The sequence below is a fragment of the Salmonirosea aquatica genome (genome assembly GCF_009296315.1).
Taxonomy (GTDB): domain Bacteria; phylum Bacteroidota; class Bacteroidia; order Cytophagales; family Spirosomataceae; genus Salmonirosea; species Salmonirosea aquatica.
On sequence record NZ_WHLY01000002.1, the window covers coordinates 5,219,999 to 5,244,766 of the forward strand.

The 24,768-nt window shown below is 54.1% G+C and carries 19 protein-coding genes; 5 read left to right on the forward strand and 14 right to left on the reverse strand.

Annotated elements, in window-relative coordinates; translation table 11 throughout:
* Nucleotides 1–6: 6 nt before the first annotated feature.
* The 3 genes from GBK04_RS22525 to GBK04_RS22535 form a co-directional block, all read right to left on the reverse strand.
* Entirely contained in the window at nt 7–3,462 is a 3,456-nt protein-coding gene (locus GBK04_RS22525; RefSeq protein WP_152763608.1) for a TonB-dependent receptor, read from the reverse strand.
* 209 nt (nt 3,463–3,671) lie between these two features.
* Entirely contained in the window at nt 3,672–4,787 is a 1,116-nt protein-coding gene (locus GBK04_RS22530) for a FecR family protein (RefSeq protein WP_152763610.1), read from the reverse strand.
* 39 nt (nt 4,788–4,826) lie between these two features.
* A complete protein-coding gene (locus tag GBK04_RS22535) occupies nt 4,827–5,423 on the reverse strand; it encodes an RNA polymerase sigma factor (RefSeq protein ID WP_152763612.1) in 597 nt (198 codons plus the stop codon).
* A 189-nt stretch (nt 5,424–5,612) separates the two neighbouring features.
* On the opposite strand from GBK04_RS22535, the gene GBK04_RS22540 reads away from it, so the two are divergent.
* Nucleotides 5,613–6,689: a hypothetical protein gene (locus GBK04_RS22540; RefSeq protein WP_152763614.1), complete on the forward strand. Its 1,077-nt coding sequence runs from the start codon at nt 5,613–5,615 to the stop codon at nt 6,687–6,689.
* A 34-nt stretch (nt 6,690–6,723) separates the two neighbouring features.
* On the opposite strand, the gene GBK04_RS22545 is transcribed toward GBK04_RS22540, so the two are convergent.
* From GBK04_RS22545 to GBK04_RS22565, 5 genes are read right to left on the reverse strand one after another with little or no spacing between them, the layout of a single operon-like run.
* Nucleotides 6,724–7,560 carry a PKD domain-containing protein gene (locus GBK04_RS22545; protein ID WP_152763616.1) on the reverse strand — a complete coding sequence of 279 codons (837 nt, stop codon included), beginning with the start codon at nt 7,558–7,560 and terminating at the stop codon, nt 6,724–6,726.
* A gap of 15 nt (nt 7,561–7,575) precedes the next feature.
* Complete coding sequence (locus tag GBK04_RS22550) at nt 7,576–8,991, reverse strand: hypothetical protein (protein WP_152763618.1); 1,416 nt, start codon at nt 8,989–8,991, stop codon at nt 7,576–7,578.
* Between the two features lie 39 nt (nt 8,992–9,030).
* Nucleotides 9,031–10,392, reverse strand: coding sequence for an OmpA family protein (locus GBK04_RS22555; RefSeq protein WP_373331233.1), 1,362 nt, complete (start codon nt 10,390–10,392; stop codon nt 9,031–9,033).
* Nucleotide 10,393: 1 nt separating this feature from the next.
* Entirely contained in the window at nt 10,394–11,551 is a 1,158-nt protein-coding gene (locus tag GBK04_RS22560; protein ID WP_152763622.1) for a hypothetical protein, read from the reverse strand.
* A gap of 22 nt (nt 11,552–11,573) precedes the next feature.
* Complete coding sequence (locus GBK04_RS22565) at nt 11,574–12,515, reverse strand: hypothetical protein (protein WP_152763624.1); 942 nt, start codon at nt 12,513–12,515, stop codon at nt 11,574–11,576.
* A 338-nt stretch (nt 12,516–12,853) separates the two neighbouring features.
* On the opposite strand from GBK04_RS22565, the gene GBK04_RS22570 reads away from it, so the two are divergent.
* From GBK04_RS22570 to GBK04_RS22580, 3 genes are all read left to right on the forward strand, one after another.
* Nucleotides 12,854–13,603, forward strand: a complete 750-nt coding sequence (locus GBK04_RS22570) for a pesticin C-terminus-like muramidase (RefSeq protein ID WP_152763626.1) — start codon at nt 12,854–12,856, stop codon at nt 13,601–13,603.
* A gap of 41 nt (nt 13,604–13,644) precedes the next feature.
* Nucleotides 13,645–14,406 (forward strand): sensor histidine kinase, encoded by a 762-nt coding sequence (locus tag GBK04_RS22575; protein ID WP_152763628.1) that lies wholly within the window; start codon nt 13,645–13,647, stop codon nt 14,404–14,406.
* A 99-nt stretch (nt 14,407–14,505) separates the two neighbouring features.
* Entirely contained in the window at nt 14,506–15,159 is a 654-nt protein-coding gene (locus GBK04_RS22580) for a response regulator (protein WP_152763629.1), read from the forward strand.
* Nucleotides 15,160–15,173: 14 nt separating this feature from the next.
* Here the strand turns inward: GBK04_RS22580 and GBK04_RS22585 are convergent, their stop codons facing one another.
* From GBK04_RS22585 to GBK04_RS22610, 6 genes are all read right to left on the reverse strand, one after another.
* A complete protein-coding gene (locus GBK04_RS22585) occupies nt 15,174–16,814 on the reverse strand; it encodes a TonB family protein (protein ID WP_152763631.1) in 1,641 nt (546 codons plus the stop codon).
* A gap of 44 nt (nt 16,815–16,858) precedes the next feature.
* Complete coding sequence (locus GBK04_RS22590) at nt 16,859–18,028, reverse strand: PKD domain-containing protein (protein ID WP_152763633.1); 1,170 nt, start codon at nt 18,026–18,028, stop codon at nt 16,859–16,861.
* Between the two features lie 101 nt (nt 18,029–18,129).
* The gene (locus GBK04_RS22595; protein WP_152763635.1) at nt 18,130–18,990 is read right to left on the reverse strand and encodes a PP2C family protein-serine/threonine phosphatase; all 861 of its coding nucleotides are present in this window, start codon (nt 18,988–18,990) and stop codon (nt 18,130–18,132) included.
* 17 nt (nt 18,991–19,007) lie between these two features.
* Complete coding sequence (locus GBK04_RS22600; RefSeq protein ID WP_152763637.1) at nt 19,008–19,712, reverse strand: FHA domain-containing protein; 705 nt, start codon at nt 19,710–19,712, stop codon at nt 19,008–19,010.
* Nucleotides 19,713–19,728: 16 nt separating this feature from the next.
* Entirely contained in the window at nt 19,729–21,138 is a 1,410-nt protein-coding gene (locus GBK04_RS22605) for a hypothetical protein (protein ID WP_152763639.1), read from the reverse strand.
* A 125-nt stretch (nt 21,139–21,263) separates the two neighbouring features.
* Nucleotides 21,264–22,103 carry an FHA domain-containing protein gene (locus tag GBK04_RS22610; RefSeq protein ID WP_373331234.1) on the reverse strand — a complete coding sequence of 280 codons (840 nt, stop codon included), beginning with the start codon at nt 22,101–22,103 and terminating at the stop codon, nt 21,264–21,266.
* Nucleotides 22,104–22,233: 130 nt separating this feature from the next.
* On the opposite strand from GBK04_RS22610, the gene GBK04_RS22615 reads away from it, so the two are divergent.
* Nucleotides 22,234–24,762, forward strand: a complete 2,529-nt coding sequence (locus GBK04_RS22615; RefSeq protein ID WP_152763643.1) for an ATP-dependent Clp protease ATP-binding subunit — start codon at nt 22,234–22,236, stop codon at nt 24,760–24,762.
* The last annotated feature ends 6 nt before the right edge of the window (nt 24,763–24,768 follow it).

Genomic DNA, 24,768 nt, shown 5'->3' on the forward strand with positions numbered 1-24,768 from the left:
GCTATCTTAAAATGTTACATTAATCCCTATCGACGAGGTGCGCGACAGCGGATAGGACGACATGTCGAACCCTGGCGACAGCGTGTTGTCGATGTTACGCGACTGGGCTTCGGGGTTGGCGCCTTCGTATCGGGTGAACATGGCCAGATTCTGGATCGTGGCGTAGATGCGGGCGCCGCGGATGAAACCGGTCCTGCGCATCATGAGATCGGGCAACGAATAGCCGATATTGACATTGGCAATGCGCAGGAACGAAGCATCCTCCACCCACAATGAGTTGACGCGGTGCCCCCAGCTTGGGGTCAGCTTGGGTACCCCGGAAAGGATTCCGTTACCAGGGTCGTCGGTACTCCGCCAGCGGTCGACCCAGGCCGCGCGCACATTGAAAAAGCCTTGCAGGTTGTCGATGGACTGGCGCAGGCCGTTCATCACCTGTCCGCCCTGCTGGCCGGTGATGATGACACCCAGCGTGAACCGCTTGTAGCTGAAGTTGTTGGAAAGCCCGAAGGTGAAATTCGGCTGTGGGTTACCAATGATGGCGTAGTCCAATACATCGCTCACGATGCCATCGCCGTTGACATCGCGGTACTTGGGGTTACCCTCGTAGACCTGGGGCGTTTTGATGATATCGGGATTTTCGATGTCGGCCTTGGTGTACACCCCGTCGTTGATGAAGCCGTAGAACTGCCCGATGGGCTTGCCCACCACGCTGATGTGCGTAGGATTGTTGTCGTTGTTGCCCGACAGGATGCGGTCGCTATTGTCGTTGAGCGACAGAACTATGTTGCGGTTGAAGGCGATGTTGGCGTTGACGTCCCAACGCAGTTCTCCTGCTATGGGACTCCCACCAAGCGAAATCTCGAGGCCCCGGTTGCGGACATTGCCCTTGTTGACGATCTGCGAGCCAAAACCCGTGATAGCCGGAATGACGTCGTTGAGCAGCATGTTCTTGCTTTTCCGATTGTAAAAATCAACCGTCAGCAGCAGGTTGCTCTTGAAAAGTTCCAGATCGACGCCGGCGTCGATCTGTGAGGATTCTTCCCAGGTCAGGAACGGGTTGGAAAGGCCCACGAAGGAAGCCGTGACCAGATTGTTGGCAAACACGTAGGAACCCGCATTAATCGCCGCCAGGTGCGAGTAGTTACCGATGTTGTTGTTGCCGCTGGTACCATAACTGGCCCGCAGCTTGAGTGAGCTGATGGTTTTGTTGTCCTTCAAAAAATTCTCCTCCGACACGCGCCAGGCTCCCGCAATGGATGGGAAGGTGGCGAAACGGTTGTTGGCCCCGAAGCGCGACGATCCGTCGGAACGGATGGTGGCGGTTAGCAGGTACTTGTCCTGAAAGCCGTAATTGATCCGGCCCAGGTACGAGACAATGCTCCATTCGTTCACGTTCTGATCCCAAGTACTAATAGTCTGGGCGGCGTTGATGGTCTGGATCAGGTCGTTGGGGTAGGGGCTAGCGTTGAGGTTGATGCTGTTGGACGTGCTTTTTTGGGTGGTGTAGCCCGCTAACACGTTGATGCGGTGGTTGCCGAAGCTCTTGTTGTAGGTCAGCGTGTTCTCAATCAGCCAGTTGAAATTCTCCGAGCGGTTGTTGGACGATGACCCCGTACCTGCTACCGGTGGGCGGTTGGAGCCGCCCACCGTGCTGGGGGTATAGGAATTGAACTTGGAGGTGGACCAGATGGTGTTGAGCGACGTGCGGGCCACCAGCGCGGGGGTGATGTTCCATTGGACATAGGCCGAACCCAGGTTCTGGAACTGCTGCTGGGTTTGGGTAGTTTCACGCAGCACGAACAGCGGATTGGCGAAGCTCCAGGCCGAGTGGTACTTGCTTTGGGGAGAAGTCACGTAGGGCAGCAGGTTGCCGTTGGCGTCGTAGGGCGACACGACGGGGTTGGCCCAGTTGGCCACGCCGATCACATCCTCGCGGTTGGAGTTGGTGTTGGTGCGGTCCTGGGTGATGAAGGTAGGTTGGATCGTACCGCCGATCGTCAGGTTTTTTCCGATGCCGGTTTCCATGCTCAGCTTGCTGCTGTAGCGTTCCACGCCGGTGTATTTCAGTACCCCGTCCTGCTTGAAGTACCCCAGGCTGAAATCCATGCGCGAATCTTCCGAACCTTTCTGCACGCTCACGTTGTAGTCATGGATGGCGGCGTCGCGTAGCAGCAGGTCGTACCAGTCGGTGCCTTTGCCCTGCAATTTATCCAGGTCCCGGTACTCCACCGGATAATCTTCCAGGGTAGCCTCACGGTTTTCGGCGCGCCGGACGGCGATATCGATCTTGTTGCGCTGGTATTCGGCAAAATCGCGCGCTCCCATCAAATTCGGGCGACCTTTCTGGGGTACCGTCTGCACGCCCGTCATGGCAGAAATGGTCACGTTTGTTTTGTTGAAGGCTCCTTTCTTGGTGGTGATGATGATGACGCCGTTCGCCCCCCGCGACCCGTAGATAGCCGTGGAGGAAGCATCTTTCAGCACGTTGATCGACTCGATGTCGTTGGGATTGATCAGCAGCAACGGATTGAGGTTCTGGTTCAAGCCGGCCGAGTAGGGCATGCCGTCCACCACGTAGAGCGGCTCATTGCCCGCACCCAGCGAACCGCTGCCGCGAATCCTTACGGAGGTACCCCCGCCGGGCGAGCCGGAAGGCTGCGTGATCTGGACGCCCGCTACCTGGCCGATCATCTTCTGGTCGAGGGTGGCGACGGGCAGGTCTTTGATGACTTCCTGGTTGATGGTCGCCACGGCTCCGGTCACGTCCTTGGCTTTTTGGGTACCATAGCCCACTACCACTACTTCATTGAGGGCCTTGCTTTCGGGCTCCATGGTAATCTTGAGGGAAGTACGGCTGCCCAGCAATACTTCCTGACTCTTGTAGCCCACAAAACTGAACACCAGCGTCGTTTCACCGTCGGGGGTATCGAGTTCGAATTTGCCCTCCGTGTCGGTGGTCGTGCCGCGGGTGGTACCTTTAATAACTACACTTACGCCGGGCAAACCGCCACCGGTTTCGTCGATCACCGAACCCCGCACGAGTTGTTTGGGTACCAGCACCGGAATCGAATTGAGCCAGGAAGAAGCTTTTTCGGTAACGGACGGCTTTCCAGACAGGATGATTTTCCGCCCTACCAGTTCATAGTTGATTTTTAGTGGTTTTAGCAGATTGTCCAGCACTTCGCCCAGTGTCGCATCGTTTTTCTGAATGGATACCCGAAGCGACGGACTGACTACCTGCGAACTGTACACGAAGCGTACCTCGGTCGATTTTTCAATGTCAGCCAGCACTTTTTTGATTTCCTGATTCTCCGCCCGCAGGGTCAGGCGGCGGCTAAGGTACTCCTGGGCTTTGGACGAATGTGCGTAGGAGACACCCACCAGCAAAAGCATAACTAGACTTTGCGTAAAGGAGAACTTCATGAGTGTAACCCAGAATTGTCTGGTAGCGGGTTTTTTCATAGTTTTGTAGAAGGTTAATGGTTCTTTTTCAAGGGAATCGTGCAACACGAAGTCTTTACTTTGGCGAGCGAGCGCTTCGTGATGCGGCCTGTCGGCAGTAGCCCCGCTACTGCCGTTTTTTTAGGATTCTTCAATTCATTCTGTTCTTGATTTACATAGGTCACGGGTTTGAGAAATTAAGCATTTTTCAACTTTCCATTTGCACCGGGTCACCGGCATCCTTCTCCACTCAGCACAATCTGCCCGTCCACGATTTCGTAGCTGGCGGAAACGGTTTTGCAGAGTAGGTCCAGTTTTTCGTACAACGTTTCGTTGGAGAGCGTGGCGGTGATCTGGCAGGGTTTAAAATTCTGCTCATCGAATTGTATCGTGATTCCGTAGCTGTTTTCCAGCTGATGCAGAATGTCGGACAAGGGTACCTCGTCGTAACGGATGTCCATGGGCAACACTTTCCTATTGAGCGGGACCGGGTTGGCGACCAGTGTTTTGGACAAATGATGCAGTTTTTTTTCAAAGATGGCCGCTTGGTTGGCCGTCAGAATCACCCCGTTCCGTTCCCGGCTTTCGGCCGCCCGGTTGGGTTCGGAACGGTAGACCGAGACTTTGCCCGACAGCACCTGCACTGTCATTTTCTGGTTTCGTTCGTAGGCACTCACCACAAAATGGGTACCCAGTACCTTCGTGACCATCTCACCGGTATGGACCTTGAAAGGCCGGTTCTGTCGATTGACCTGGAAACTCGCTTCTCCCGACAGGTACACCACGCGCTCCGTATCCGAAAAACGGGAAGGGTACCTCAGCTGGCTCTGGGGGCCGAGAATCACTTCCGAATTGTCGCTGAGCAACAACCGCAGAGGTTCGTCGCTGGGATTGTTCGTTTCTACCAGTTGGGCCACCAAACGGTCGGGCGGGCGGGGAATTTCAGCAGTCTGCTTTTTGGGTGTGAGGTCGGTATAGTACCAACTCAGGCTTAGCCCGATGACGACCAGGGCCGCAATAGCCGCGAATTGCCGGAACCGTGAGCTGCGGAAAATGCCCGTTCGTATAGCTGGAGGTACTTGTTCTGGAAAGGCAGCGGCCGAACCAGTGGCGCGTTCCAGGAAGCGCTGGACCTCAGTACGGATTTCCCGTTCGCCCAGCGGTTCGGCGGCGACCGACGTGGCGCGGATGAACCGCTCGGCCTGGTGGAAGGCTTCCGATGTGTTGGGGTACTTTTGCAGGAACGACAACCAGAATGTCTCCTGCTGGCCATGGCCCTGCACCCAGTCCCGAAAAGATTCGTCCTGGATAAAGTCCTCTACGCTATACTGTTCATAGTTTTTCATCGGTTTGCTCGATCGGTTTGTAGCATGATACCGCCCGGATTACATTATACCCTGGAAAAACTGAAATCCCAGAAAAACGGCCACCCAGTGCCGGCGCAAACTCAGCAGGGATTTTTGTAAAAGATTATACACCGACTGCCGCCCGAGCTGCATCACTTCGGCGATCTGTTCAAAACTCAGATTCTGGTAAAAGCGCAGGTAGATCAGCTCCTGCTGCCGGGGCGAAAGCTGGTTGATCACCTGTTCCAGCTTGCGCAACTGGTACACCTCGTGCTCCTCGTCGATGAAGCGGAGATCGGCCGAGAATTCGATGCAAAACGTATAATCATCGGTGAGCGCAGCGCTGAGTTTATGTTCTTTTTTGGAAAGTTCGCGCAGAATGCGGCTTTTCAGCACCACCAGCAGGTACGAACGCACATTGTCCACCGAAGCGATGGTGGCCTGTATTTTCCATAGACTCAGGAACATTTCCTGAATACAGTCCTTTACAAACTCGCGGTCGCTGTGCAGGCGCATCCCCCAGTTGAACAGGTCGGGGTAGGAACGTTCCATCAGGTTGGCCAGCGCGTAGATGTCGCCCCCGCGATATTCCTGCCACAGTTTTTGGGTTTCCTCAGAAGTAAGCCGTCTGGTCATGCATTACACTGTTTGGTAGTAGGAGCGGCTTTGGGAGAAAACCTAACCCTATTTCTTGGCTATTTTTTATAAAAAGTAGTAGGATAGTGCTAAAAACCTAGCCTTGGGACCAGGAATAGAGTATTTTTTTCAGCCGTTGACTTATTCAATCGACACGAATCTGGGAAAACCCATAATCTTGAATCTTGTATGAAAAAAATAGTGCTGGCTCTGCTGATGGCAGGTACCCTGGTGCAGGCGCAGAAACGCAAAACCGAGGTTTCCATTCAGGGCGGAGATTTTTACATCAACCAGAAAATCACCCTGAAAGGCAAAGTCTACCAGGGCATGAAACTGGAAGGCCTGCTGCCCAACTCGCGGATGGTGCAGGGGATTTATGACGATCTGAACCCCGAAACCCGCATCCTGTGGAAGTACCCCGACACGGGTACCTGGGACGCCGACCGCAACACTAACGAGTTCATCAAGGCAATGCCGACGTGGAAAAACCATGGTCTGCTGGCCATTACGCTCAATTTGCAGGGTGGTAGTCCGCAGGGCTATTCGAAAGACCAACCCTGGATCAACACCGCCTTCAAATCCGACGGCTCGCTGGACGAGGTTTACACGAAGCGCCTGGAAAAGATTCTGGACAAGGCCGATCAATTGGGCATGGTGGTGATCCTGGGGTACTTCTACTTCGGGCAGGACGAGCGCCTAAATGACGAAGCGGCCGTAGTGAACGCGGTGAAAAATGCTACGGACTGGCTATTGGACAAGAACTACCGGAACGTGCTGGTAGAAGTGAATAACGAAAGCAATATCAATAAATACGACCACGCAATTCTGAAAGAAAACCGGATTCATGAACTCATCAGCCTGGTGAAATCCAGGCAGCGGGACGGCCGCCGATTGCTGGTTTCGACGAGCTTTGGGGGCGGGTTTATTCCCGTAGACAACGTGCTGGCAGTGAATGATTTTGTGCTGGTGCACGGGAATGGTGTCAAGGACCCCGCCCGGATTGAGCAGATGGTAAAAACCATTCGGGAAAAATCCAGCTACGGGGGACAACCCATCGTGTTCAACGAAGACGATCACTTTGATTTCGACAAACCCTACAACAACTTCATCGCCGCCACCAAAGCCGGCGCTTCCTGGGGGTACTTCGACTATCGCATGAAGGATGAAGGTTTTGTGGAGGGGTACCAGAGCATCCCCGCCGACTGGAGCATCAACAGCGAGCGGAAGAAAGGCTTTTTCGGGTTATTGAAAAAAATGACGAAATGATTCGAATAGTGCTCGATCCGCGGCGGGCAGGGCGTTATTCCGGCTTCTGGATAACCAGGCTCATCGTTTTTTCCTTGAAACTTTCGCCAATACCGATGGCTTTGAGCTTCACGGCGTAGGACGTGTCTTTGCCACTGAGCCGCTTGTACCAATGAATCGGGTCTTTTAGCGTGGAAGTTATTTTATCGCCAAAATCCCACTGGTAGCCCGTGGCATTGGTGGACATATTGATAAATTTCACTTTGGTCGAGTCGGTACGGGAATTGTCCAGTTCTACGCCGAAATTGGCCACAAGCTCGGGTCCCAGTATCGTCACCGAATCGGATTTTAGGTGGGTACCCTGGGCGTTTGAAGCGGTCAGTTCCACTTTGTATTTTCCCGCACTGGTGTAGGTTTTGACTGGATTTTGCTGCGTGGACGAAGTACCGTCGCCGAAAGTCCACAGGTAAGTTGTTGCGTTTTCGGACTGGTTGGTGAAGACAACCTCGCAGGGGGCGGTACAATTGCCCCCGGTAAAGGTAAAACCAGCCACCGGACCTTTGCCTTTAACCGTCACGGTCAGGCTGCTGTCGGTGGCATTTCCGTACTTGCCGCTCAGGGAAAGTGTTACCTGGTGGGTACCCGTCTGGGTATAGGTATGCGACGGATTTTTTTCGGTGGAGGATGTGCCATCCCCAAAGTCCCAGCGGTAGTTCCAGGCATAAAGGCCTCTACCCGTGGAGGCGTCGGTAAACTGAACTGTGCAGGGAGCGGTACAATCGGTAGCGGATGCTGACCCGGCGGCCACGGGGAGGGTAGGATCTTCCAGCTGACAGCCGGCGGCCATCCACACCAGGACGAAGTACAGGAAAGGCTTAAGGTAGGTACTCATGGCGTTGGTTTTTGGTTAGAACGAGTAGCGCACTTTCAATCCGGCGTAGCGCTGCGGGCCACTGATTTGGGGCGACAGGGAGAGTTTTTTCTGTTTCAGCTGGTTGCGCAAATCCCGCGCCTTTCGGCTGCTGCCCCCGCCTATGGCCCACAATACGCCCGCCGCTACCACGCCCGCGCCTACGAGGTAAATGGTGGGACTACCGTATTCGATGATGCTCTTGGGCTGGATCTTATAGTTGTCGATATCGCCAAAATTCTGCCCATTCGGAATTCCCTGGGTGTCCAACTCATCCCACCAGGCCTGAAATTCTGCATTGCTGCTCTCAATCCCGGTTTTATAATCACTATAGTCTGTATTGACCATTAAAAAAGTAGCCGCGGCACCTACCAGGGCCAGTCCGGCAACACTCCTGATCAATACAGCCCGACGTTTGTATTGGGTGGCCTTCTTTTGCAATGCGGCGAGTGCCGCGTCGGGTTTCTGTGGGGCGACTTCGACGGGCTTTTCGGGCGTTTTCCTGGTTTCTGTTTTTTCAGGTGCCTTGGTAACGGCGGGTTTTGGCTCGGCCGCCACTGGCTCGGGCTTTTTGGTAGAAGGTACCTCGCGTTCCGGTATTACCGTCACTGACCGAGGGTGCGTTTCGTTGGGTTTGGTTTGTTGCGCCGTGGCCGGTTCTTCCACTGGTTTAGCCGGAGAGCTAGCCTGCGTTTGGCCGGCGTTGGGTTGGGGTTTGATTTCCGTGGGTTTGTTCTGCTGCGCCGTAGCTAGTTCTACTACGGGTTTCGTCGCAGGAGGAGTCTGTGTTTGAATGGGTTGGCTTGGCGCTTGGGCCACCGTTACCTGGGAGGGAGCTTCTTTGTAATATCGGATTCCGGTGATGAGTACCTTCCACTGATTGTCAATTTTTTCGGCGGTCATCTCGGCGGTTCGGAGCACGGGGCTGTACCTGAGCGTGGGCTTGTTGCGGTGAGTATTGGTAAAATGGCTCCGGAAATGGACCTGCACATAAGGTAGCTCTTTGCCCTGCTTTACTTCCGTAACGTTGACCTCCGAAATCTTGATGGAATACTCAGCGCTTTTGGTGTAAAAAAGATCCAGTTTTTCCAGGTAGGTCTGCACTTTTAGGTCGGTGTAGCCCTTGCCCGAGGTGGTGTACTCGGGACTGGTATCATCCTCGATGATCGCGTTCGTGCTGAAAATCTGGTTTTCTCCGGGAATGAAACTATTCACAATGATGAGCCTTCGTCCCTGTTGTCCCACTTCACTCGAGGTCACGGAGTTCAGCAGATCGTTCAGATGGGTTTCGATCACTTTCCTGGCCTCTGCCTTTATTTCGATGATGTCATCGGGCGACAGCTTCGTGGCATCCTGGGCCAAGGCTGGACAGAAAGAAAAGAATCCGAAGAGTAGGCTATATAGGTAGCGCATTGGTTAAGGGATTTTTATGGGGCAAATCAAATCTTAGGCTTACTGAGGGTAGATCTGGATTTCGACCCGTCGGTTTATTTTTCTGGTTTCTTCCGAATCGTTGCTGGCTTTGGGCTCCGCGCTGCCTTTTCCCCGCCATTCCATCCGGCTGGCCGCAATGCCTCGCTCCTGTAGGTAGCGGTACACTTTGCGAGCGCGGTATTCCGACAGGGTTTCGTTGCGAACGGGGTTGCCTACGTTATCAGAATGTCCCTCGATTCGTATGTTTCGGTCGGGGGAATTCCTGAGCATGAGCACCAGCCGATCCAGCTGCTGGCAGGCTTGTGGTTGCAGCTCATACGTACTCTGAATGAAATACAGGATAATCCGGCGGGCTGTATCGGCCAGTGGCACTGCATCGTCGGCTACCGGGGGTAGGGAGCTGGCTTTAGCTACGGGCTGGCCGTGATCTACCTCACCCGCAGGTGGCGGGGGCAGCGTTAGGGTACGGTAATTTAGACCCTTGGCGAGCTGTACCACTTCGCGGTGCCAGGGTACCCCCTGTGCGTTAAGGACCCGCAGACTGTAGGTACCTTCGGCGCAGCGAGCAAAAGCTGATTTTTCCTTCCCCTGACGTATGGGTATCGTATCGCCTGTGGTGGAAATCAGCATATACCGAACTTGGGGGGAGGCGTTGGGTACGTTCATGGTCAAAAGGGTAATTTCCGGCGTCATTTTTATTTCGTAGCTACTATGGCTGCCATCCATTTTGTCCAGGATCAAGTTGCCTTGGTAGGGCTGGTAGCCCGCACTTTCCACCACCACACTCACAATATCCGCATCTTCGAACGTCACGCTCGGGGTAGGTACGGCCGGAGTAATTTCATGACAGTCCTTTTTCTCTACCTTCGTGTACTGTAGGCAGAGGGTAGCCTTTTGAATGGGCTGGCTGCTCACGGCGTCCTGTATGCTGAAAGTCCGGATCACTTTTTTCTGCGTTTTCGTTTCGGTAGTCGTGGTTAAGGTATAATCCTGCTGCTGGCTTTGCATATAGGGTTTGTCATGGGCCTGCTCATCGAGTGGGATCAGCGGCAACGGCACAAAAAACGGCAAATCGCCAGGCGCGGCGGGCTGTTTTAGGGTCGGAATGACCAGGGTACGGTAACCCGTTTTTTCGACGATCAGCGCTTGACCCGCCACCGGAAATTCCAGCCGGTACCTTCCCTCCGTCCCACTTTCAGTGATTTTCAGTCGCTGCTTGTCCACCAGCGCGTACATCGTAGCGCCCGTAATTTTGCTTTGGGAGTACGCATCACTCACGTAGCCCTCAAGGCGCAAGGCCTGAGCAACGCATTCGGGGTAGGGCGTGGCGGTCAGAAAACTGGCCAGTAGCACAAATCCTATGCGGGCCGCCCGGCTCATTTTATTTGTCGTTCTCCACCACCCCAATATTCCCGAGCAGCACCGACCAGTTGACCTGTTCCTGCCCATTGACCTGCTTTTCGTACGATTGTAATTTTACCTTCACATCCTTGCGGGTCACATCGCTGTATTTCACCGATTCTCCCTTTTCGCTAAAACCCGTAAAGGTCTGACTGCCTATAATCCGACCGTAGTAATTACCGTCTTCGGCCTGTTTGAACTGATCGACGTACTCGATATTACTCCACTTGATCTGCACTTCCCCGTAGGGAAGCATCTTGAGCCGCTTCAGATACGATTCGATACTCTGCTCGGTGATGGTATTCCGGTTTTTGGACGAAACCTTGATTTTGGAATCGGGCAGGAATAGCTTCAGGGCGTTTTTGACGGCCGCATCGCGCTCGTTCATGGAGAAATTCCGGCTGGCGATCACCTGTAGGTAATCCGCAAATTGCTCCACCACCACCAGCGCTTTTTTACTGTACTCCTGATATTCCTTTTCGTCCAGGGTAGGTTTGCCGGCGGGTTTCTCGGGTACCTTGGCGATGGGCATCTTTTCGTCATCGGGCATGATCAGATCCTTGGGCGCGGGTTTGCTGCTACAATAGCGCCGTACCTGATCGAAGGCCGAAATCAGAAAGGACTTGGCCTCTTCGGGTTCGCGCAGAAGTTGGTGGCTCCCGTTTTGATAAATAATCGCCACCAGATCCCGCTTGTTGATGGAGGCTGGCTTGCCCGTTTCGGTCAGGTAATTGATGGCTCCGCCCTCAACCCGGATCGTGGCCGGAATGACTTCCAGAGGCGTAGCCCTGATGAGCACATCGGTAGGACAGCCCGTGGTGTTGTAAAACTTTTTCAGCGTCATGCGGGACGTTTCGGGATCGGTCGGGAGATTATCGATGACCAGGTACATGCCGTACGCATTGAAAGCCACGATCACGTTTTCGCGGTCCATCGTGCGTTTGTGGGGCGTATCTCCTTTTTTTTCTTCGTACTTCAATTCCCGATCATCCGCCTCCACAATGCGGTTGGAAAAAGAACTGCCGTTGCTCCAGTAGAACTTTTCCTGTGCCTGCGCGGGCAGGATCATTCCCAATCCCAGAAAGACCAGCGCTGTGATCCGGAATGTTTTGAGTGGATATGGTCGTTTGAAAATCATATTCCAAAGGTCTTTTAGTGCATTATTTTGACTTGCCTGAAAGATTGAAAAGTACCCCGAGGCCCAACATGCCCTGATGCATTTTTACGCCGCTCTCGGCAATGCGGTACTGCTCATTATTCTCAAGGCTTTGGTACCAGCGGGCATCCATCACGATAACGTACCCTCGTTTTTCTACCAGGGTAGCCGATAGCCCGCCTACGACGCCGTAGGTTGGGGCATCGGTGCATTCGGCGCAATTCCTGACTTGTTTTTCGGCATTTTCAGCACTGGTGATCCGGGTGCTGCCCTGACCAACCTGCACCGCCGCGTACCCACCCAGCGTCACACCTACCCTGACTTTGCTCAGGCGGGTCGACAAAGTGAAGGTGAGGGGTACCATCAGGTTTTGCTGTTGCCCCTCGGCGGCCGTAATTTCCTGGGTACCCTGCGGTACGATCAGTCCGTAAGTCAGATTGGTGTAAAGCGCGTCGATCTGCACGGAAAGTGCCTTGATTCGGTACCCCAGGGTTGCGCCGGCCTGGTAGGCGAGTTTCGGGTCGTTCGCCAATGCGTCGGTGGTGGGCGTGGCTACCAGGCCTGCGCCAGCACCCAGCCGCAAGCCAAGAAAGAGCCCTTTCCGGTTCCAAAAAACGGGAGGAGGGACGGGGCGTTTGACTAGCAAAGCTGTGGGGTTGCCGGGTTTCTGCGCCGGGGCAGGGGGGACGGTGATTTCTTCTACCTCGCCATTGCTCCAGACGATTCGGCGTACGTCCTTTTTGGGAATACCGTACAGAGGCCCCTTCGGATCGTTGGGCTTACGGTACAGGATATCGGTTTTATTGATTTCATCGATGACGACCTCGAGCGAGGTATTATCGAGCTTCTGGATGACGTCCGGCTTCTTCGGGGTTTGAGCATACCCGTTGCTGCAGGTACCCAGTACCACGAGAAACGAGGCCAGTAATAAGGATAAGTTCCGCATCAGAAGCTGAGAGTTAGGTAAATACTTCAACCGGGTAGTATTGATTAGCCAAAATTAGATGGGACACCAGCGGCAATCAATACGTCAACTGACGTATTTTTTGATGTACACAGGGAGGTAGGCAAGGCCTTGAAGAAAGATTCAACCGTTTACTAAATGCTTTTGAATAACCTCTTATTAGTCATTAACTTAGGGTGTGGATTTCCTGTGAACCGTAAAGAAGCTGCTTGCATTAAAAAAAAACGCGGTGCTTATGTTTCCTTTTTCATTGAGAAATCCGACTAACCAGGAGAAAGAAAAGAAGTTAGGTGTATCGTTTCCTAAACCTATGATCTGGAATGGCCAGCTATTCATTTACCTACAATCAGGAAATTGGCCATCAGGGGCAGAGCCTGGTGCCGCATTATCCAGGCGGTCGATCGGGTGTGACGATTGGCCCGGGGTACGACCTGGGACATCGGAGCCCGCAGGAAATATACAACGACCTCACCGCGGCGGGCATCGACCCTGAAACCGCCTATGCCCTGATCGATGCGGCCCACAAGACGGGTCCCGATGCCGCCAACTGGGTGGCTCAACGCGGAGGAATCATCATTACCGAAGAGCAGCAGCAGGCCTTGTTTGAAAACGTACTGGTACCTGAATACGAGGAACGGGCCAAAGATCAACTCCTGAGTTTTGTCCAAAACCACGGTGGATTTTCTCCCGAAGCCGCGGATTGGGAATCTCTTTCAGAAAAACAGAAAGAGATTCTGTTCGACTATGTGTACAACACGGGCGGGCTCTCCCGGTTTCCGGAATTGACTGCTGCCGTCCTGAACGAAGATTGGGAGGAAGCCGCGTATCATTACGAACGTTTTTCGGGCGATGAGCCGCTGGCGTACCGGAATCAAATGTTCTATCAGCAGTACCTTGATCCTGCCTACATGCGGGAAGAAGCGGACTGGCCAGGAACCGAAGCCGAACTTCCGGCCGAAATCGAGGAAGATCTGTCCGATCAGATCGAGGATTTGTACGCGGATGACGGCGATTCACCTGATACCCCAGAGGCTGATAATACTGACGACTGGTACGAAACCTATACTTGAAACTACACTACATACTACCTAACACACTTACCCTTTCAGTTATGATCGCGCAACGCAATGACGAGTATACGCAATTTGGGATTCGTAGTCTTCGGGGTCCCCGGAATTCTCCGCCTGATCTTTACTTCAATCAGCTGCTGGCGCGTAAAAGTCTTGATGAGATGGAGGATACAACACTTGGAGTCAGGTTACGGAAACAACGGGAACAGATTGCCCGCGACCTGCACGATGGCATCGGATCGCAGCTTACGCACATTATTTCCAGGCTGGATATGCTGGTGCATCGGAATCCCACATTCGAGCATCAGTTGATTGATTTACAGGATTTTGCCCGTGACACGGTTCAGCAACTTCGGGAAACGATCTGGGTACTTAATCAGGGGGAAATAGCCTACGGAAATCTCACGGAACGTATCCGTGGCCTGCTTACCCGGATCTCGGCCGATGTGACCTGCCCCACGATAAAACTGACGGCCTACGGCGACGCTTCCACCCTGCTGGATCCCCAGCTGGCTTCTTCCATTTTCAGGATTGTGCAGGAAGGCGTGAATAATGCCATGAAGTACGCCCAGTGCAGCGAAATCACGGTGTGCCTGGCCACCGACCAGCACAGCCTTACGCTGCTCATCAGTGATGATGGGAAAGGGTTTAGCGCCGAGGACGTACCCAAAGGCTACGGATTACTCAATTTCAAAAGCAGAACGGAGGAACTCAATGGCACTTTTGTGCTCAATTCTTCGGATGACGGGACGGAAATACACATCGAGTTTCCACTGCCTCAACCCATAAAATACGTCATTTGACGTATTTTATGACTGGTGACGGATATGTTACTTTGTGATAATGCATGAACCCACTTGCGAATTTTCGGCAAATCAGAGCATAAAAGCAACAGAACCGTCATGACAAAGATCAAAGTAGGGCTTGTCGAGGATAACCCCACCATTTCCCGGGATATTTGGGAGAAACTTTCGTTGAGCGATGATATTGAACTGGTTCTGCGTGCCGTGAACGGTAAGGATTTGTTCAAACAGCTTTTACGCACGGAGGTACCCGACGTTTTCCTGATGGATATCGAAATGGCGGAGATGGATGGCGTAACGACCACCCGGCTTCTGAAGGAAAAGTACCCTCATGTCAAAATCCTCATTTTGACCATATTCGATGACGATAGCAAACTTTTCGAAGCCATCAAAGCGGGCGCATCGGGTTATTTGCTGAAAGAAGAAAAAACCCACATCCTCATCAATGCCATCACCGATGTGCTGGAAGGCGGCGCACCCATGTCGCCCATCATGGCTTCAAAGGCACTGGATCTGCTGCGGCAGGGCTCCGGCGATCTGCAGATTCAGTCGGTATCCCGTTCGGCGGAATTGACCCTGCGGGAGAATGAAGTGATGGAATGGCTGGTGCGCGGGCTGAACGTTCGTGAAATCAGTGAAAAACTCTTCGTTTCCAACAAAACCGTTCGAAAGCACCTCGAACACATTTACCAGAAACTTCACGTCAAAGGCAGCGGTGAGGCCGTGGCCAAGGTAATCGGTCGGATGGCTTAACCAGCGGTTGATGCTCATTCAAACACCACGTCGATGGTGTGGCTGGCCCGTACGAGCCTCCGCTCAAAGCGCCCTGGATTCCAGCGCGGCATGGACTTCACAAGCCGCACCGCTTCCTCATCGCAGCCATAGCCCACGCTCTTGATCACCGTGATATCCTGCCTCGATCCGTCGGTATTGACCACGAAAGCTACCTTGACTACTCCCGATATGAACGACCGTTCGGCCGCTTCCGGCGTACGGCGGTTACGGGCCAGCCAGAACCGCATGGCGCTTTCTCCCCCCGGAAACGAAGGGCTTTCGTCCACAACGCGGTAAATGGCTTTGGGGTCGGGCGTCTTCTTTTTCGGCGCGGTGGCCGGTACCTTGGGTTTTGGAGCGGCCGCAATTGACGCTTTCACATCTGGTTTTTTCTCTTCGACCGGTTCCAGGTTCAGCTTGGGAGGGGCCAATGAAACCGTGTCCGGCCTGATTGGGGCAGTGGTATTGGCAGGTACCTTCGCTACTTCCGGAGTCGCGATTGTCTTGTGGTCTTGAAGAGCGTACCAGATTGTACCCCCCACGATCATAGCGATGACGACCGAGGCTGCCACCCACACGCTTACATTGGATTTGCCCGGCGTAGGCGCTGGGGCAGCAGGTACCTTCTCCACGGGGCGGGGCGGGGGAGGCGGGAGTAGAGGTACCTCAACGGGCATGAGCTCGGTCCGCTCATCATGGATACGGATCGGTTTTTTGGGCGGTGTGGGTGGAGGGAGTACCTGCGTGGTTTCTTCGGGCGCAGTCGCAATCTCCTTCGGATGCAGGTGAGCCAGGAGTTCGTCTACGGTTTTGATGCGTTGCTGTGGGGACACCACCAGGCAGGTGGCTACGATAGTACGGTACTTGTCGGGTACCTTCATCAAATCGGGAATAAAATCGAGGTTGACCACCCGCTTCATGAATTCGATGCGGCCGGCCTCGGAGGCAATACTGATGTCATCGGCTCGGAAGGGGAGCTTTTTGCCGTTAAACCACACGTAGATCGCCAGAATCCCAAAACTCCACAGATCCACATTGGGTCGCAGTTCCCGGGCTTCCCATTGCTCGGGGGCCGCGTAGGCATAGGTACCCGCCCCGATGGTATTGGTCACGTACGATTTGTCGTCCACACTGGCCTGGCGACTGATTCCGAAGTCGGTGATGAGCGGAATGTAAAACCCCCGCCGTTCCACGATCAGGATATTGGAGGGCTTGAGGTCACTATGAATGATGAGGGGGCGGTGCCTATGCAGGTAGTTGATGCCGTCGAGCAGGCCGTCCACGATTCGATCTTTCTGAGCCGTGGTGAGGGTATGCTTGCCCAGAAGCTGACTGAGATTGCCGTGTTCGTAGTACTTCATCAGGGCCACATCGTGGGTACCGATGCCCGGTAGCCTGATCCGCTGGCAATCCATGTACCGGGCTATGTTCGTATGTTCCAGGTCACACACCCGTTTGTATTCGCTCAACAGGCTGAATTCCTCCATGTTGGGCTGTACCTTGGAGAGCTTGAGGGCGATGTATTCATTGCGCACTTTGTCCCAGGCCTTGAAAATCTTGCCAAAACCGCCTTCTCCCAGCAAATCGTTGTCGGGGTCGTAGTCGAAGCGGTCGGTAAATTCGTTGGCAGTCATAGGCTTGCTGTACTTAGGGTTTCGGTACCGTTATTAGTATTGATTCAATACTTACTGACCCGGATGTAGTCGATCTCAAAGCTTCCGTAGCTGGCTTTGCCACAAACTCCCGTGGCGCAATTGTAGAAAATATCCAGCCCGACCGGGCCCGCCAAGGTGATGCCTGTATCCGTGAACCAGGTACCTTTGGTGCAGTCGTCCGTAACGGTGAGGGTACCGTTGATGCTGCTGACGGTAAAAGTGGCTTCGCGGCAGGAAGTAGGAAAGTCACGGGTAATACTGGGTTGTCCGTAACGGTTCACGCGCAACTTGCGCACGCCATCTTCGTACAGGATGACCAGGGCCAAATCCCGATTGCCGTACTCCTTCACGGCAAATTTGATCTGGGCGAAGCGGGGATTGCCGGAAGCGAGATCTTCTTTGCCAAATTTGGCCTTGATCTCGAAGTTGGTGAGTCCCGAGAGGTCCTGCGAATGCTTTAGGCCATAAATCACCTCATTCTGGACGCCCGTCATTCGCATGACCAGATAGCTGTTCGAGACGCTCAAAAATTCACCCGTATTGCCATTGGTGTTGTATTGCCTGGTCCAGGCTTTTACATCATTGGGATCATTAAAATCCAAAGTAAGGACAGGTGTGGCGGATTTGGGCTTGATGGTAACCTCCTTAATTTTGGTGTTCGAGGTACCCACCGCGTTGGAAGCAATCAACTTGACACCGTAGGTACCTGCATTCTCGTAGCGGTGCGAGGCATCCTTCGTTGTGGCGGTACCCCCGTCGTTAAAATCCCAGGTATAGGTCGAGGCGTTGCTGGAAGTGTTGGCAAAAGATACCGTACAGGGAGCCTCACAATTATTATTGGCGATTGTGAAATCCGCTACGGGGGCCGGTAGGCTGGTGACCACCCGCACATCCTGCGTTACGCCGTCGCTGCCGCCGTCGCCCCGGGCGATCAACTTCACGGCGTAACGATCCCCGGAGTTGTAGGTGTGCGAGGGGCTCTCTTCATTGGAGGTACCCCCATCGCCAAAGTCCCAGGCATAGTCGGTGGCGTTACTGGAATTATTAGTGAAAGTCACTTCGCTGGCCCCGGGTATATTGTTTACCTCAAACGTATACGAGGCTTCCGGTGGATCGGGAATCTCGGTCTGGCAGGAGATGGTACCCCCAATCAGCAGGGAATACAGGCATATTTTGGAATAAAGGCTTTTCATGGTGATCAGGAATTTTGACACTACGTTTTTAAAACTTGAACATTTTGGTCTATTTGCTTTATACTAGGTCGTTTTTTGAAGGTGAAGGGTAACAAAAAACTTCACATCGGCCTGGATTCCCAGATGTGTACCGGAGGTGGCGCAGACCGGTCGGGCTGAGCGGTGATTTCCTTATCCAGTATCGCCACCAGTGACTCTTCGGTACCCACCGATTCGATCTGGATCAGATAAGCCGAAAAATTGTCATTCGTCATGCCCTCACATTCCTCCCGGAGGGAAGCCATAATGCTTTCGGTCGAAGCAGACTCGCTGCTCACTTGCCCCAGGTGATACTCGAGCAGTCCATCGTACACCCGTTCCAGTACCCCATCGGTACAAAGAAAGAAATAGTCGCCCGCCCGGACATCATCAATGATTTTGAAGTCCGCCTGATCGGGGCGGGAAGCGGACAGAACCCGCGTGATGACGTTTTTTTTGGGATGCTCCCGCGCTTGTTCTTCGGTGATCACACCACTCGCAATCAATTCATTCACCCATTTGTGGTCGCGGGTCTGGTAGATTATTCTGCCCTCGCGCACCTGGTAAATCCGGCTGTCGCCCAGATGGGCCATGGCTACCTTATTATCCAGCAGCAACAGCAAAGTCAGGGTGGTGGCCATGCCCGCCGAATCGGGGTCTTGTTTCTCAATGGATTCAAATACTCCTCGGGTATATTCCAATGCCTGCTGCACCTGGTCTGTAGAAGCCAGGGCGTCGGGATTCTGTGCGAAATACTCGCTCAGGCAGCGGCAGGCTTCCGCACTGGCTACTTCGCCCCGGTGCTCTCCGCCCACGCCGTCGCATACCAGAAACAGGCGATCGGCCACAGTAGCGTGTCCGGGGGGTGGGAATACACTGTCTTCATTGTGGGTGCGGTTGCCCGTTTCGTTGAAGCAGACCGGCTGATAGATCGTGATGCTCATCGGAGTAGGTACCTGGTTTATTTTATGATAACGGTAGGTGAATAATCGGTTTCCTGGACGATCCGGGAGGCGTCCTGGCCGTTGGTGGCCGTGATCAGCGTTTTAATGACCACCTTGGTTTTACCCATTTGAATGGTGTCACCGTCGTTCAGGTACACCATGTCCTTGGGCCGGAGCGCGGTGGGGTAGGCATTGACGAAGGTACCATTGGTACTCATTTGCTCGGGCGTGCCACTGGTCATGGTCACATCCGACAGGAAAAAATCGTACCCTCCGCTGCGGCTGGGTTTTACTTCCACGATGCAGTGGTTGCGGCCCATGTAGGGGTCGTCGGTTTCGATCATGATGTCACAGGGTCGGCTTACGCTCTTGCGACCCACGATTTGTCGGCCAATCCGCAACGGGTGTGTTTGGGGAGGAGCGTTCTCGTCATGCACTACCAGCCAACCCATTTCGGGAGCAGCGGCGGCTGGCGGCGGTGCTGTCCGGGGCGGGGGAACAGGACGAGGGGCCGAAGGGATAGCGGCCGGGGTACGCGGCGGAACGGTAGCCGTCGGGGAACTGGACGCCGGGGCAACAACCGGAGTAGCTTGAGCAGTACCCGACGGCGTGCCCCCCGCAATGACGGGATTGGGGTACCCGCAGGTAGTACATTTGATGATCGGGGTGGCTGTGTTGGTGACCAGCAGTCGGGTACTGCATTTTCTGCACGTTATCTCCATAGATCAGGAATTTGAATTAAGAAAATAGCGAATGGTCGTGATCATCGTAACCATCCTGAAAGGTGGAGTCAGAATCAGTATCCGGCTCATCATCGAAAGCCAACTCATCGGTTTCTGCTTCAGGATCATAGTTATTGAGCAGGGCGTCGTCTTCGGCGTACGAAAACTGCGGTATTTCGTCTTCCCCCACCTTCATTTCTTCCAGCGGTTCAACCTCCACCGTTACAATCGAATGGGTTTCTGAATCGTACGAAAAACCCATCTCGATCTGTCCGTCATTGTCGAAATCCAGGCCTACCACGGGTCCTTTCTCATCGGTCAGGAAAGTGATGGCGTCGATGGTATTGTTCCGATCGCTGTCCAGGGTGACCACGTATTGCCCCGCTTCCTGATGAATCGATACCGGGAGTACTTCGTGGGAATCATGCCGGGTACCCGCGTTATAAAAACCCATATCCGCCTCAATGGGTACGAACTCGATGTGTTCGATTTCAGTGGCACTCATCGAGAAGGGCTCGATCTGGGAAGCGAACGTTTTTCCACTTTTCGCTTCCAGGTCGTAACGGGTATCCAGAATTCCGTCCCCATCAGTATCCATCAGTACCATCGGTGACTGACCGTTGATGCGGCCCATCAGTACCTCGACCTGACCGTCGCCATTCTTATCAATTCCCGTCCAGACCAACTCCCCGCGCTCGGCCACAATTACATGCTGAAAGGCAGCTGCCAGATCGGGGGAGTCGTTCTGTAGATTTTCATAGCCGGGATGGATGATCGGTTCCGCGCCTTCGAGCCAGTGCTGTTTCTGGTCTTCGGGTACCGTATCCCACTCGGTCTCGGTGAAGGTACTATAGAAGGTACCCCGCCAGGCGAATAGACCCGCCGGGCCTACCTCGGCGCGGGCCGTATGGAAAGCTTCGAGGAAAGGTAAGTCGTCCCCAACGGTCGTAGCTACCTCCGGAATGTCAGGTATTTCCAGGAGAGCATGATGCTCTTCGGGAACGGATGGCGGGGCGGCAGGGGGTACCTCCGGCCGCGTAGCTGGCTGGTGAGGCGCAGCGGCTCTGGGGCGGGGCGGGGCGGAAGGCGCGATCGGTTCGGAGGGTAGGGGTACCTCCGGTTCAGTATCCAAGTCCAGAATGGGAGCCGTCAAGTCCGTCGTTTCCGGGGCTATGGCCGGCGTGGCGGCGACCGCCTCATTGGGCAGGCTGGTGATCACGATTGCTCCCAAACCTATTGCCAAGGCACCACCCGAAGCCAGAACGATCTTTTCTTCTTTGGAAAGCTTCTTCAACGCCGGTTTCTTAGGTACCACCGGCATGGCCATCACCGGAGCAGCGGCAGCAACGGGGGGCGGAGCCACGGCCGGTGCGTTGACCAGACTTTTGGCCCAAATCTGTGTTTTTTCAAAATCAGGATTGGTCATGGAGAGTAATGATGAGTGATTAGTGATGAATGATGAGGGGCCCGCCCCCGCGGCGGCTGGCGCACCAGTGATGGAGGGGTACCTTTGCGATAGCGTCCAATAATCCAGTATTTATTATCCACTTTTCAAGGTATCAGAGGCTTTTTGCAGGCCCGGCAATTTTTGGTTTTTTCTAATAATTCAAAAGGTTGCTGAACGAATGTATGGCAGTGCGGACATACATAATTGATCCGGTACCAGTCTTCCAGCCCGTTGTAGGACTTGCGTTCTTTGCTGAGTTTGCGCGAACTCAAAAAAGCAATTCCCGCGAACCCCAGCGGAATGGCACTCCCAATAAACCCGAATACCTTATATTCAGGCGGCAAAGTCTGGAGCAACAGCGGCCCCATGACGGCCCCGATCGGAAAACCCAACCCCTGGATGCGCGAATTCATGGATTCCTGCATCTGTATTTCGGCCAGTCGGTACTTTTTCTCGCGGTACTCATCGCTGACCTTCTTAAGGTTCCAGGCGATTTCCCTCAGCTCTTCATCCTGAGCCGGAGGTTCCTCGTAGGCGGGTAGCGGGGGCGGCACGACTACCAGTGGTGGGGGTACCTTAGGCAGGATAGCCTGCGGCAAATGACCCTGCGGTAGGCGATCCTGCGACGGATGTCCCAGAATTTGCTCCCACGATAGCAGGGTCTGCCCAAGCTTGATCTGGCTAGTGGGCGTCACTTCCTTGCGGTACACCCGCATACCGTTCACGAAAGTCCCGTTCGCCGAACCCATGTCCTGAATCTCCCAGGTGTTCGTAACCGGACTCAATAAAGTGAGCGTGGCGTGGGTGCCGCTCACGTCGTGCGCGTTGAGTACAATCGTATTGCCTGGTTTCCTCCCGATGGTGATTCTTTTGGTCGAAGGATTCATTTTTAATAACAGGCTATTAGTCAGGTACTTAAATTGAATGCTTTCTTCATGCGGCATAGTCCGCGAAGGACGAATGCAAGTAGCAAAATGCGCCCAAGTAATAAAATACGTCATTTGACGTATTTCGTAAGGCCCTAATCTTCAATAACATTGCAACGTCATTTCACCATAAGATCCGACGTTTGCCATGCTCACCACCAACCTCACCGGAGAATTGATTCGCGCCGTCCAGATCGCCCAGGCGACGGCCCGCGAATACCGTCAGGCTACGTTTTCACCGGCGCATCTGTTGGTAGGGTTGCTGCACAATGATGTGGGGCTGGGCAGTACGCTCGTCGCCTGGGATACCGACATCCAGTTCATTCGCGACTGGGCGCAATACAAAATCGAGAAGTACCCCAAGTCGGCCCGGACGGTGGAAGAGCCCACGGGCGACGAGAAGATACTACTCACCATGGAAGTGGCGGACGTGATCCGTTTGAAACTGGGACAGTCGGAAGTTTCTCCTTTTGCCGCGCTGATTGCCATGAGTCGGCCTGAGGTAGCTTTCAGTAAAAATGAACTCAAAGCCTTTCCCCTCACGGAATCCTTTTTATTAGAGAAAGCGCTGGCCGAAGTGGAAGAAGAACAAGAGGTGCCTATACCAGGGGTACCTTCCAACGGTCAGAACTCACCTTCCAGTGCGAGCCCCGCTTCAGGGGCCGCGGGGCCCGCAAAGGCTATCGCGCGATTCTGTATAGATAAAATCGCGATGGCCCGGGCCGGAAAACTGGACCCCATCGTGGGCCGCGAACGCGAAACCCGCATGATGGTCGAGACACTGGGACGGCGTACCAAGCCTAATGTGATCATCGTGGGCGAGCCGGGCGTAGGAAAAACCGCTCTGGTCGAGGGCCTGACGCACCAGATCATCGGCGGAAATGTACCGGCGCACCTGCAGAATGCCCAGCTTTTTCAGCTCGACATGGGAGCGCTGATCGCCGGAGCCTCCTACAAAGGAGAAGTGGAAGATCGCCTCAAGAATATTATTGCCGAAATAAAGCAGTATCCCCGCGCGCTCCTTTTTATCGACGAAATCCACGTCCTGATGGACCCGCAGGGAGGCGTGACCGGCCTGGCCAATCTGCTTAAACCCGAACTGGCGCGTGGCGAACTCACCGTGATTGGGGCCACTACGCTGGACGAGTACCGCAAGTACCTTGAGCGCGACGAAGCGTTCAGTCGCCGTTTTGAGATCGTGAAAGTAGAAGAGCCGGACGATACCCGCGCCCGCCGCATGATCGAGAAAGTGGTACCCTATTTTGAAAAACACCATGGTCTAAGCATCGACCACGAGGCCGTGAAAGAAGCGGTGCTGCTGTCGCGGCGGTACATTAAGGATCGTCGCCTGCCCGATGCGGCCCTCGACCTGATCGACCGTACCATGGCCGCCCGCAAGCTTCTGACCGAAACTACTTCTCAGGAAATCGATTACCTCACGGGTGAATTTGAACGGCTCAAAGCCGAAAGTAGCGAGGGGTACTTGCCGGGCTATATGGATGAACTTCGCTGGTTTGAGCAGCAACTCCACGACCGTCTGAGTCCGGTACTGTTGGGACAGATCGAAGAGCTGAACGATATCAAGGAAATAGACGATCCAGAAATGGCCATCGAAGCCCTCACCCAATTGCTGGCTAAGGTAGGGGAGCAGTCTCAGCAGCATAAGGAGCTGGTGGACAAGACCGACATCGCCGCTGTAGTGGCGTACAAAACGGGCATTCCGCTCGGTAAAATTCAGGTCAATGAACAGGAAAAACTCCTGCAACTGGAAGACCACCTGCGCCGGCGGGTGGTAGGGCAGGATACCGCCATCGAGATCATCGCCAATGCCATCCGGCAAAACCGTTCGGGGGTAGGTGAAACCGGAAAGCCCGCTTCCTTCTTCCTGTTGGGTCCCACCGGGACGGGCAAGACGGAATTGGCCAAAGCCGTATCCGAACTGCTTTTCAACGACGAAAAAGCGCTGATTCGGTTCGATATGTCGGAGTACGCCGAGGAACATACCGTATCGCTCCTCAAAGGTTCACCGCCGGGCTACGTGGGGTATGAGGAAGGCGGCTTGCTGGTGACCCGCATCCGGCAGCAACCGTTCGCGGTGGTACTTTTCGACGAAGTGGAAAAAGCGCATCCCAAAGTCTACGACATCTTTTTGCAGATTCTGGACGAAGGCCGCCTGCACGATACCCTGGACCGGGAAGGCGATTTCACCAACGCCATTCTGCTGTTTACATCGAACATCGGTTCGCAGTTCATTGTGAAGGAATTTAACGAGGGTAGGGTACCTACTCAGGCCGACCTCATTCAGAATATGGAGGGGTACTTTCGTCCCGAATTCCTGGGGCGGCTCACGGGCCTGACGCCCTTCCGGCCCATTACGGAGGAAACCATCCGGCGCATTTTCAATTTTCAACTGCGCCCCCTCCGTAAAAGCCTCGACAAACTGGGCATTACACTGACTATTGACGAAGCTGCTGAAATTGCACTTTCCAAAGAAGGCTATAACCCGCAGTTCGGGGCGCGACCCATACGGGCAGTCATCAGTAACCGTCTGCGGCAACCACTCTCGCAAATGATTATTTCGGGCGAAATCGGCAAGGGAAGCACCGTGAACCTGACCCTAAACGGAGAAGGGGAGTACCTCTGGGAAAAACAGGACGTACCAGTGGCGGCAGTATAAGCAAAC

Coding starts and splice junctions, on each gene's coding strand:
- GBK04_RS22525 (WP_152763608.1), bottom strand. CDS start 3,462: ATGAAAAAACCCGCTACCAGACAATTCTGGGTTACACTCATGAAGTTC.
- GBK04_RS22530 (WP_152763610.1), bottom strand. CDS start 4,787: ATGAAAAACTATGAACAGTATAGCGTAGAGGACTTTATCCAGGACGAA.
- GBK04_RS22535 (WP_152763612.1), bottom strand. CDS start 5,423: ATGACCAGACGGCTTACTTCTGAGGAAACCCAAAAACTGTGGCAGGAA.
- GBK04_RS22540 (WP_152763614.1), top strand. CDS start 5,613: ATGAAAAAAATAGTGCTGGCTCTGCTGATGGCAGGTACCCTGGTGCAG.
- GBK04_RS22545 (WP_152763616.1), bottom strand. CDS start 7,560: ATGAGTACCTACCTTAAGCCTTTCCTGTACTTCGTCCTGGTGTGGATG.
- GBK04_RS22550 (WP_152763618.1), bottom strand. CDS start 8,991: ATGCGCTACCTATATAGCCTACTCTTCGGATTCTTTTCTTTCTGTCCA.
- GBK04_RS22555 (WP_373331233.1), bottom strand. CDS start 10,392: ATGAGCCGGGCGGCCCGCATAGGATTTGTGCTACTGGCCAGTTTTCTG.
- GBK04_RS22560 (WP_152763622.1), bottom strand. CDS start 11,551: ATGATTTTCAAACGACCATATCCACTCAAAACATTCCGGATCACAGCG.
- GBK04_RS22565 (WP_152763624.1), bottom strand. CDS start 12,515: ATGCGGAACTTATCCTTATTACTGGCCTCGTTTCTCGTGGTACTGGGT.
- GBK04_RS22570 (WP_152763626.1), top strand. CDS start 12,854: ATGGCCAGCTATTCATTTACCTACAATCAGGAAATTGGCCATCAGGGG.
- GBK04_RS22575 (WP_152763628.1), top strand. CDS start 13,645: ATGATCGCGCAACGCAATGACGAGTATACGCAATTTGGGATTCGTAGT.
- GBK04_RS22580 (WP_152763629.1), top strand. CDS start 14,506: ATGACAAAGATCAAAGTAGGGCTTGTCGAGGATAACCCCACCATTTCC.
- GBK04_RS22585 (WP_152763631.1), bottom strand. CDS start 16,814: ATGACTGCCAACGAATTTACCGACCGCTTCGACTACGACCCCGACAAC.
- GBK04_RS22590 (WP_152763633.1), bottom strand. CDS start 18,028: ATGAAAAGCCTTTATTCCAAAATATGCCTGTATTCCCTGCTGATTGGG.
- GBK04_RS22595 (WP_152763635.1), bottom strand. CDS start 18,990: ATGAGCATCACGATCTATCAGCCGGTCTGCTTCAACGAAACGGGCAAC.
- GBK04_RS22600 (WP_152763637.1), bottom strand. CDS start 19,712: ATGGAGATAACGTGCAGAAAATGCAGTACCCGACTGCTGGTCACCAAC.
- GBK04_RS22605 (WP_152763639.1), bottom strand. CDS start 21,138: ATGACCAATCCTGATTTTGAAAAAACACAGATTTGGGCCAAAAGTCTG.
- GBK04_RS22610 (WP_373331234.1), bottom strand. CDS start 22,103: ATGCCGCATGAAGAAAGCATTCAATTTAAGTACCTGACTAATAGCCTG.
- GBK04_RS22615 (WP_152763643.1), top strand. CDS start 22,234: ATGCTCACCACCAACCTCACCGGAGAATTGATTCGCGCCGTCCAGATC.